This window comes from Nostoc sp. (assembly GCF_036919895.1).
GTDB lineage: Bacteria > Cyanobacteriota > Cyanobacteriia > Cyanobacteriales > Nostocaceae > Nostoc.
The window spans coordinates 23,773-33,971 of record NZ_JBALBW010000133.1; the positions used below are offsets into that span (position 1 = coordinate 23,773).

The following is a 10,199-nucleotide window of genomic DNA, read 5'->3' on the forward strand; positions in this document are numbered from 1 at the left end:
AAAAGCTGTATTGCATAATAGCCGGAAGCGCTGTATGTACTAAGATGCTAAGAGAGCTATTTATCCTTTCTTAAGCAGAATTATTGCCAACTTTCACCATGATAAATAATTGGTTTAATACAGCTAGATTAGGGATGTTTATTCATTGGGGACATAGTTCTCAGCAAGGATGTGAGTTATCTTGGCCGTTAGCTGGGGGTGTATTCAGCCTGCCTTTTTGCAAAGATATCCCAGTTGAGAAATATCACTCCACAGCTAATACTTTCAATCCACAGGAATACAATCCTCAAGAATGGGCACATTTGGCAAAAAGTTTAGGAATGCAGTATGCCATATTAACAGCCAAGCATCATGATGGTTTTGCCCTATTCCATACGCAACAATCAGACTTTTCAATTGCATCCGCACTTTATAAAAAAGATATTGTACGCGAATTTATCGAAGCGATGCGTTCTGCGGGATTGCGGATTGGTCTTTATTTTTCTCTCAGTGACTGGCATCATCCTGACTATCCGGCTTTTACAGAGGCAGATAAACCTTATCGCTTTGACCAGTTACCTCAACCTACACCACAACAGTGGGAGCGATATATTCAGTTTCTGTTCAATCAAATACGCGAATTATTGACCAACTACGGTCAAATTGACATCATTTGGTTTGATGGAAGTTGGGAACGCACTCCAGAGCAATGGCTTGCTCAAAAATTAGCAAACATGATTCGTGATTTACAACCTAATATTCTCATCAACGATCGCCTACCTAATTGTGGAGACTTTGAAACTCCTGAGCAGTTTATTCCGCCTCAACCACCTGCTCATCCTTGGGAAACCTGTCTGACTATAAATGAAAGTTGGGGATATAACCGAGACGATCGCAACTTCAAATCTTCTCGTCAATTGATTCATACCCTTTGCGAAGTAGCAGGTAAAGGAGGCAATCTCTTGCTCAATATTAGTCCAATGGGTAACGGACAAATCCCTTCTGAGCAGTTAGAGCGTCTCAAAGATATAGCAGATTGGATGGGGAGCCACGGTGAAAGCATACTTGATACAACCCCAGGATTAGAACCGTGGCAATTTTATGGCCCCTCAACTCGTAAGGGTAATCGCATTTATCTACACCTATTAATGAAACCTTACGAAACAATATCAGTTAGGGGTATACCAATCAAACTGGTAAAATCGGTGTTTGTTCTTGCTGATGGCACAGCACTAACCTATACAAGTCGCTGTGCAATTATCGATTCTATCTTCAATTCTAATCCGTTAGGAGAATTAACAATTGATGTACCTGAATCAGTAATTAATCAATACGTTACAGTGATTTGTATTGATATTGATTCAAAGAGTAATTAATATAACTTAACTAACATTACTGCGAGGGCGATGTAAAAGGCGGTAAACTACGCACCAAAAGCAACTTTCCTCGCTTGAATTTTATAGTTACTTTCTGCCTCTAATTTGCATTTCTTGCTGGCGCATAGGCATAGCATCAATTTGCTCAAAAATGGAGTTAAGGGATAGATGGCTGGTAAACAATGACGTGTGTACAATCAATAATTAAGTAGCAGTAAATGTCAGCATAGCACCTGTGTTTGGTAGAGTAATTCTAAAATGCCAGAATTTCTTGATAACCCGAAAGCATCACGACTATGAGAATAGTTCACGGCACCTGGATACCAAAAGGAGAAAATGACTCAAACCTCAAGTGCCGCATCACGCTCGGACATCCCCTTGCTAGTTGAAATGATGACAGAGTTCTATGCTGAGTCTAACTATCCGTTGGATTCCCAGTGGGCAACCAAGAGCTTTGCAACGATTCTCGATCGTCCCGATCTGGGGTCTATTTGGCTATTGCGTCAGAACGGATATCCCGCAGGTTATCTCGTGCTGACGATTCGCTTCAGCATGGAATACGGTGGTCTGGACGCATTCATTGATGACCTGTTTGTGCGATCGCAGCATCGACGCTACGGAGTCGCCAGTCATGGACTCTCACTGCTGTTAGCTGAGTGCCATCGCGGCGATGTTCGCGCTTTGCACGTAGAAGTTGCACCAAACAACGTGGCTGCCAATGCTACATACGCAAAGTTTGGTATGGCATTACGTCGCGATCGTCGTCAAACGCTTACTGTTGAGCTAGGCTCGTGAGTCGATTGTCACGTCTTGAGTGTAGTCTTTTAGACAATTGAATTTTAGTCCTTTGGATAGTAGCGTAGACAGGATTTACTTACAGACTTTTTTTGAAAAACTGGATATAAATGGTCTTTCAAAGCGTAAGTGAAACAGATAGGCAAATAGTAATGAAAGTGTCACGCTTACTATGTATTGTATCACTGTAAACATCACTGGAGATATTTGTAGGCTAATAAGCCAGTGACGCACTAAGGTTACTATTGGGCCATGAGTGAGATACAGACTGTAAGAAAAGCCTCCTAGTGCGAGTAACCAAGGATGCTCAAATAAGCACAGAATTAAAGGACGTGTTTTCTGCTCAATTACAATTTTAGTGCAGTAAATTATCAAGCAAGCAGCAGCGATACTTGCAAAAGTTTCAAAACCCAAGGTTCTACGCCTAATTTTCCCCATTCAGTGAATATAGCAATGCCAGTAAAAATTGCGGTAAGTCTACCCCAAGACAAAGACTTTCTGAGTTTAATCAAATGTGGCCTTTGGGAAAATACAATGTCTGCTGCCGCCATTCCTATAGTGAATGAACCAATAAACCAAGGACGGCTGACATCCATATAACCATTAAATAAATAGTGGGGCGTAAGTCCGATTAAAAAAGCCGTAGAAATAACCGAAAACCAACCCCATCGCCGCCGCAAAGGTAGGAACAATAGAGGAAATAAGAAGTAAATTTGCCATTCTAATGCTACACTCCACAGGGGCAAATTAATAATATAAACTTGCGTTCCTGGAGTCAAATTGTGAACTAAGAAAAGATGTAGAATTACATCTTTAAAGCTGAACTCAGGAGAAAACCAATCGTAAGAAAGATCGCGCCAAGAGAAAGTAGTAAATCTCTCTAAACCTAAGATCACTAAAGCTAATAGGCAGCAGAGAAAAATAACAACATAATAAGGTGGTATTATTCTCCGCGCTCTCCTGATAAAATAATCAAATAAACTTCCAGGGATAGAGTCTGTTGGAGAGCGAACTACTGGTAACATTAAACAGTATCCAGAAAGTACAATGAAAATTGCAACACTAAATGAACCATATCTTACTAGTTTTGTAGGGAAATTTATCCATTGAGGTAAATTCTCTAAGTGTTGTAGAGAAATATGGCAAAACACCACATATAATGCTGCCAAACCACGCATTCCATCTAAGAAAGAAAGGCGGAGCTTTTGCTGGTTAAATATCTTTGAAATTTGAGCCATTTACTTAATAAAATTTGGTGTTATGTACAATTATTTCGCTGTCAATTGTATGAAGATTTGTAGGTATTATATCTACCTCTATGTACACCAAAATGAATATAGAAATCAGATTTGATTTATGAAAAAATATAAGTATATGTAGCGTGTGTTAGGCGTAAGCCGTAACGCACCTGATTCCAAGGTTTTTGGTACCGTACTCTCCGTGCTAACACATGCTACGTGTATTTCAAAAATCAAATACTAGTCCTATATCTATGTGCGGTTAAGATATCTAAGAATTATCTCAAATCACAGCATCTTTAACTTTTCGTCTTTTTAAGAAACCAGACATAAATGGCCGCTCAAAGAATAAGTAAAAATAGTAAGCAATGATTAATGACATTACCGTACCTACTAAATAGGATGCTGTGGCAAACATATCTGGGGAAATTGGCAGATAAAACAGAAAGTAACGCACGAACACCAAGACTGGCCCATGAGTTAGATATAGGCTATAGGAAAATGTGCCAAGGGCAATAAATATATGGTGTTGTAAGAATCGGAGTAGGAAAGGTAGTTGTTTATCCTCAACTATTGACTTGGTGAAGGAAATAAATAAACAAGCAACTGCAAGACCAAAAAAACTCTGATTAATCCATATATGTAATCCTAGTTGTTGCCACTCAGTTAAAAAGGCAATACAAGTGAAGATAATAGCCAACCAACCCCACGAGAGGGAATTTCTCATAGCTACTAGCTTAGGTTTTCGAGAAAATCCAATATCTGCTGCTGCCATTCCTAAAGAGAACACACCTAAAAACCAAGGACTTGCTGATTCAAATAATCCATTGAACAAATAGATAGGTGTTAGTCCAATTGCAAAAGCGATAATGACAACTAACAGTAATCCAAAATGTCGCCATATAGGTAATAGCAATAATGGCAACAAAAAGTATATCTGCCATTCAGTTGCGACAGTCCACATCGGTGGATTAATAGTCAGGTATGTGCTACCGCTAAGATTATGAACTAATAACAGGTGAGATAAAATATCCATTAACGAAAACTTAGGAGAGTATGCTCCAATTCCGGCATCGTCGTTCCACTGAAAGCTGGTGAGATTCTCTAAGATAAAGATAATTGCTGCTATTAGTAAACAGATGAACAGAGTCACATAGTAAGGTGGTAGAATTCGTTGCGATCGCCTCTTAATATAATTAATCAAACTTCCTTTTAAATGACCATTTTCAGAACGCGCTACTGGCAGCATCAAAACATAGCCAGAAAGTGCAATAAAAGTTACAACACTAAATGAACCATGTTTCATAGTTCTGCCAAATAATGACCACAATGTAGGTAATTGTCCGCCAATTGATGGTTCGATATGGACAAATACAACATACAGAGATGCCAATCCACGTAAGCCATCCAAGTAAGGGAGATGTAGTCTCTTATCTGTAGATTTTTCTGCAATTTTAGTCATTAAATTAATCTCCTCTTATGTTTCTGCTGATAGATACCTTGACCTCTAATTAACGCTAGCAACCTTCTGAATAATCCTCAAAACTTTGATTTGATTATGTTTTCAAAAAATTGTGTATGGAACTAGAAAATGGTCGCCTGTGTCCGAGTGAACTACCCAGGCGAACTTTATACAAACTTAGTTTGAAGTTAATAAAGTTGATTCTGTAGATTTGAAAAGTTGTTTCCCCTCACGGCTTTTAATTACTCGTGCAGGTACACCCACAGCTACTGAAAATGGGGGAATATCTTTAGTAACAACAGCGCCAGCACCAATTACACTGCCTCTACCAATGGTGACACCATCTAATACTTTGACCCCATGTCCTAGCCAACAGTCATCCTCAATCACGATTCCTTTACAAGTAATACCTTGGTATTTAATTGGTTCTGTCGGATCTGCAAAGTTGTGATTATTGGCATATATTGCAGTGTGGGCTGCAATTAAACAGTGCTTGCCAATTTTGATATCTCCAGAGCCGCTAATACAAACACTAGGGCCAATAAAAGTATCTTGTCCAACGTGAATAGAAGTGTTCTTTAATGCCCCGATTAGAACGTTACGCTCAAGAATAACTCCATTTTCGAGATGAATTCTATTGTTTTCGTGTCCTTTTCCATCGATACGAACACCTTTGAAAATATATACTCCATTCCCAATTTCAATAGCATCAGTACTAATAAATTCAACACCGTCTTGAATATAAACTGAGCTACCTATCCGGTCAAAGATAGTGCGATATAGCAAATTCCGTAGCTTTACACCCCCAAAAATTGTTGGAATATCGCCTAAAATAGTGGTCAACAAAATTTGTTGAAACCGCTTCAACTTTGAAAAATGTTTCAAGTTATTCATGGCTCTATTATTCTCACTTAAATTGTGTTCTTAGAGATTTATGGAATTGTAAAATGCCTAAGACATCCTGCATTTGAGTCTTGTTATCTACCATCTATATTTCTATATCTGCATTTTAAGATTGCAGATTAATAAAAAATAGGATGGCTAAGATAAAGGGTTTAAAATATTTGAAAAACCCAATACAAGCTCTAAAGTTAGAAGCTATTAAATACAGGTGTTATTTAATTGTTAGACATAGCTATACAAGAAATGCTGTATCTGTTTACAAGCAAATTCTGTAATTACAGCAGTTTGCAATGTTCGGAATTCTGCTGTATTATTTAGCACTTGTACTACTTGAAAATTAGAGAAAACACTTTTTTATATTTGTCACTGATGAATACTGAAGCTTAATGCTTTACCACAACATCAAACACCTAACTCTCGATGTGTATTAGTTAGCAATTTGACAAGCTACTATAATTCAGATATTCAGTCATCAAATATCAAAGTAATTATTTCAATTCAATTACATCTGTTTATATTGTTCCCAAGTCGGAATCAAATTTCCTCGCTGCCATCAAGATGTAATTGTCGAATTCCTCATAAAATTTCCAAGCAAGTACAAGCACATTGAATTAGGGCGGAGTATCTCCAACTTCAGCCATCACATTGAAGTTAACCATCGGAGCAAACAAATAAATACTTCCCCGATTACTATAACGGCTTACTTGCAGCCAGTTTTTAGAGTCTGCTGCTGTTTTCATCATTACGTACACAGAGAATTTACATATTCACTAAAGCGCCTTGATAGTGACACAAGTAGTGTGCTTCCACTATCGTAAAAGAGACTTACAAAATTATCATCAAGAAACAGTAAAGTTTAAATTAAAAATATAAAGTTTTGAAAATAAGCATATTTTTATAATCAGTAAATTCCTAATTTAAGACATTAATGATACTATCCTAAAGTCTCTATTAATTAAATAGATAACCACTAGAAATCAGAGTAAATACAGATAAAAAAAGCGATCAATATTTGATTTTTGGTGCTTCATTAGACTGTAAATTTTACTGTTAATTTCTCATTTCAAGTATTGCTAGTAAGTTTTGTGCTTGTGTTCGATAATAAATCTACCTAAACAGCAAGACAGGAATATGGCTGCTGCGTAGCATTTGGGCTGTAGTACTGCCAATGACTAAGTGCCGAATGCGGCTATGTCCATAGGCTCCCATAATCAGTAAATTGATATCTTGTTTTTCTACGTAGTTGGTTATAACCTTTTCTGCTTCGCCATGTATTATCTGACAAATTGGTGCAAAGCCAGCTGTACGTGCTTTTATTTCAGCAGTTTGCAGGAGAGACATGGCTCCTTCATCTCCCTGTTTCTTTGCTACAGTGAGCAAATGGAGTTCCATGTCTTTAAAAGCAGGTGATTGCACTAAAAACTGCAAAGCTTTCTGACAACTCTTACCGCCATCATAAGCTAGCAGTATCTTATCTATTGGCTGAAAGTTACGTGATGTCACAAGGCAAGGTTAGCTACTCTGGGAGAAAGAAGATCCATCAGTGCGGAGAAGAATTCTTTTCATAATTGTGTTTGTGATAAGTAGGCGCACATAATTAAATGTAAAATGCAAACCAGTAAAACCTGTTGCTGTTGAGGGTTTTCTTTTCTCCCTCTTGATTTGAAATAATGTTGAGTCAAGAGTCAGAAATTATTTCTCTCATCCCTTGTTGGTTGAGACTCAATACGGTTCACTTAAGGCTATAACTCTTTTTTTTACGTAGACGCTTCGGCTTCCCGCAGGGTACCACAGAGGCGCAGAGAACGCAGAGAGAATAGAGAAGAAATGGTTGATTGAACTGTATTGGGTTGGGACTGACTTCTATGTAACTTAGTAGTTGTTTAAATTTTCTAGTGCATCTGGTTTATCGTGAATAGCTAGCTTTTCTATTAATGTTGCACTTGCTTCATTTAGCCCTACGATGTCTACTTCTGCACCATTCCTACGAAATTTCATCACTATCTTATCTATGGCTGCAACTGCTGATTGATCCCATATATGGGCATGGGTTAAGTCAATTTTCACACGTTCTAATTCTTCTTGAAAATCAAAAGCAGCGATAAATTCTTCTACTGATACAAAGAAAAGTTGACCTGCAACGCTGTAAATGCGAGAAGTTTTATCTTCGCTAAGAACTGTGTCTACAAACACGACTTTGGCAATGCTACGGGCAAATAAAACTGAACTAAACACTACACCAACTGCAACTCCAATTGCTAGATTGTGTGTGAGTACGGTAAATAAAACTGTCGTAATCATGACGGCAGTTTCACCTCTGGGTACACGGTTTAAGTTCTTTAGAGATGACCAACTAAAAGTTCCAATAGAAACCATAATCATCACTGCAACTAGGGATGCCATTGGTATTTGTCGCACCCATTTACCTAACACCAAAATGAAGAACAGCAAGAAAACCCCAGCACATAAAGTAGAAAGACGGCTGCGCCCTCCAGACTTAATATTGATGACTGACTGCCCAATCATGGCACATCCCGCCATCCCGCCAAAGCATCCCGCTACGATATTTGCAATACCCTGACCCATAGCTTCTCTGTTCTTATCACTGGGGGTATCGGTCAGTTCATCAAGTAGTGAAGCTGTTAACAATGACTCCAATAAACCCACTACAGCCAAAGGCAAGGCATAAGAAAAGAGAATTGAGAATGTCTCATAGTTTAATGGAATTGTCGGTAAGCTGAACAAGGGGAATGTAATGGGTAATTCGCCCATGTCACCTACTGTTGGAACCTTTATCCCTGTAATCATTGAAAAGGCTGTTAAGACAACGATCGCAACTAAGGGTGAAGGTACAATTTTGGTAAGCCTGGGTAACAGGTAGATGATGGCAAGAGCCACAGCAAGCATAATATAAACTTGCCAGGATACCCCAACAAGTTGTGGCAACTGAGCCATAAAAATCAAGATTGCTAAAGCATTCACAAAGCCAATCATTACGGCTCGTGGTACATACTTCATCTGGCGACCTAGTTTGAGCCAACCACAAATAATTTGAATGACACCAGTTAGAATTGTCGTTGCAAACAGATATTGCAACCCGTGTTCTTTTACCAATGTGATCATTACCAGTGCCATCGCTCCCGTCGCTGCTGAAATCAGCCCAGGACGACCTCCTGCAAAGGCTGTCACTACTGCTATGCAAAACGAGGCGTACAGCCCAACTTTTGGATCGACACCTGCAATAATGGAAAATGCGATCGCTTCTGGAATCAGTGCTAATGCTACTACAGTACCAGCTAGGATGTCTGCTTTAGTATTGGAGAACCATTCTCGCTTCAAAACTTTTGTGTTCAAGTTGTCCTCTGTGATTTATGGGTGAAATTTAGGTATACAGGCAATTAGCCAACTCTTACACTCGGTGGAGTAGTTGAGGATTATAACCATGACAATTCACAAATGCAATCTAGATAGTGTCAAGGATTTAAAACCCCTGATTACTCTTTCATCCACGACCATATTGCTAAAGTTTATGCCAATAATTTACATCCATTCAGTTTGTAATTTGTATGTGATTTGTAGAATATACAAACTGTTTTGGCATTTACTTTCAGTTAAAAGTTGACTCAATAGAGACAGCTATGTGATTTGTTTTCTTGTTACGAGAAAACATTACCTGATTTGAATGGGGAATAAATGTAGCTCAAAACCAAGTCATTACAACACAAATAATTGATGTTAGACTTCTGGATACCCACTTATTACTTGAGTTGATTTTTTTACTACAATGTTGTTCAAAAAAAAATGAGACTTTTGATACAATTTGTCTGAGGGGTAGTCTCTATGTAGTTTCAAGGTGGACTATTTTTCTGTCTTAAGCTGCCCATAAATACTGTAAAATTTAACATCATCAGATTTTGATCGATTAAAGGTTACTACAACTTGTTGAAGGCGAGCGTAACCATTGGGGTTTATTATACCACAAGGTCTAGATTAGAGAACCCGGATTTCTCACTTGTGAGAAATCCAGGTGTAATGGTTGCTTATCCCTCTTCTGTTTGATTGGTTGAGTTGGCAGGCGATTAAGTCGCATTGGTCATTTGCATTTTTATTTAACCGCCGTTGGCTAGATTTTGGAAATCTACTTATATTACAAAATGAAGTGCGGAAAGTAGGTAAAAACAATCCAGTTGGAGCAGTATAGAGCGGAGATGGAGACTCCGAAAGCTCCGGGTTACATCGCATCAAAAAAACGATATTTTTACTTTCTTTCGAGTTCAGTTATTAACAATCAAAAATGGGATTACTGTATAATTTGTGCTTATGCTTGGTAGTGCTAACGATGTACGTGCTTTAGATCCCACTTTCCGCACCCCCAAGTGTCACAGTAGGTAAATTACTTAGAAAAAAATGGAACCAAGAATAAAAATACACATCTAGAGATAAAAA

At 38.3% G+C, this 10,199-nt stretch carries 8 protein-coding genes; 2 read left to right on the top strand and 6 right to left on the bottom strand.

Features of this window, described 5'->3' with window-relative positions:
• The first annotated feature begins 98 nt into the window (after nucleotides 1-98).
• Both V7K55_RS26225 and V7K55_RS26230 read left to right on the top strand, forming a co-directional pair.
• Nucleotides 99-1,355 (top strand): alpha-L-fucosidase, encoded by a 1,257-nt coding sequence (locus V7K55_RS26225; RefSeq protein WP_334836091.1) that lies wholly within the window; start codon nucleotides 99-101, stop codon nucleotides 1,353-1,355.
• Between the two features lie 336 nt (nucleotides 1,356-1,691).
• Nucleotides 1,692-2,150: a GNAT family N-acetyltransferase gene (locus tag V7K55_RS26230; RefSeq protein ID WP_334836093.1), complete on the top strand. Its 459-nt coding sequence runs from the start codon at nucleotides 1,692-1,694 to the stop codon at nucleotides 2,148-2,150.
• Between the two features lie 371 nt (nucleotides 2,151-2,521).
• Here V7K55_RS26230 and V7K55_RS26235 read toward each other — a convergent pair whose 3' ends face one another.
• From V7K55_RS26235 to V7K55_RS26260, 6 genes are all read right to left on the bottom strand, one after another.
• Complete coding sequence (locus V7K55_RS26235) at nucleotides 2,522-3,388, bottom strand: acyltransferase family protein (protein WP_334836095.1); 867 nt, start codon at nucleotides 3,386-3,388, stop codon at nucleotides 2,522-2,524.
• 283 nt (nucleotides 3,389-3,671) lie between these two features.
• The gene (locus tag V7K55_RS26240; RefSeq protein WP_334836097.1) at nucleotides 3,672-4,850 is read right to left on the bottom strand and encodes an acyltransferase family protein; all 1,179 of its coding nucleotides are present in this window, start codon (nucleotides 4,848-4,850) and stop codon (nucleotides 3,672-3,674) included.
• Nucleotides 4,851-5,027: 177 nt separating this feature from the next.
• On the bottom strand, nucleotides 5,028-5,744 hold the full coding sequence (locus V7K55_RS26245) for an acyltransferase (protein WP_334836099.1): 717 nt from the start codon (nucleotides 5,742-5,744) through the stop codon (nucleotides 5,028-5,030).
• 620 nt (nucleotides 5,745-6,364) lie between these two features.
• Entirely contained in the window at nucleotides 6,365-6,496 is a 132-nt protein-coding gene (locus V7K55_RS26250) for a hypothetical protein (RefSeq protein WP_334836102.1), read from the bottom strand.
• A gap of 364 nt (nucleotides 6,497-6,860) precedes the next feature.
• Nucleotides 6,861-7,256: a universal stress protein gene (locus V7K55_RS26255; protein WP_334836104.1), complete on the bottom strand. Its 396-nt coding sequence runs from the start codon at nucleotides 7,254-7,256 to the stop codon at nucleotides 6,861-6,863.
• Nucleotides 7,257-7,625: 369 nt separating this feature from the next.
• Entirely contained in the window at nucleotides 7,626-9,107 is a 1,482-nt protein-coding gene (locus V7K55_RS26260) for a SulP family inorganic anion transporter (RefSeq protein WP_334836106.1), read from the bottom strand.
• Between the last annotated feature and the right edge of the window lie 1,092 nt (nucleotides 9,108-10,199).

Bases quoted from the DNA above. Each gene is read 5' to 3' on its own strand.
- V7K55_RS26235 (WP_334836095.1), bottom strand. From the start codon at position 3,388: ATGGCTCAAATTTCAAAGATATTTAACCAGCAAAAGCTCCGCCTTTCT.
- V7K55_RS26245 (WP_334836099.1), bottom strand. From the start codon at position 5,744: ATGAATAACTTGAAACATTTTTCAAAGTTGAAGCGGTTTCAACAAATT.
- V7K55_RS26250 (WP_334836102.1), bottom strand. From the start codon at position 6,496: ATGATGAAAACAGCAGCAGACTCTAAAAACTGGCTGCAAGTAAGCCGT.
- V7K55_RS26230 (WP_334836093.1), top strand. From the start codon at position 1,692: ATGACTCAAACCTCAAGTGCCGCATCACGCTCGGACATCCCCTTGCTA.
- V7K55_RS26225 (WP_334836091.1), top strand. From the start codon at position 99: ATGATAAATAATTGGTTTAATACAGCTAGATTAGGGATGTTTATTCAT.
- V7K55_RS26240 (WP_334836097.1), bottom strand. From the start codon at position 4,850: ATGACTAAAATTGCAGAAAAATCTACAGATAAGAGACTACATCTCCCT.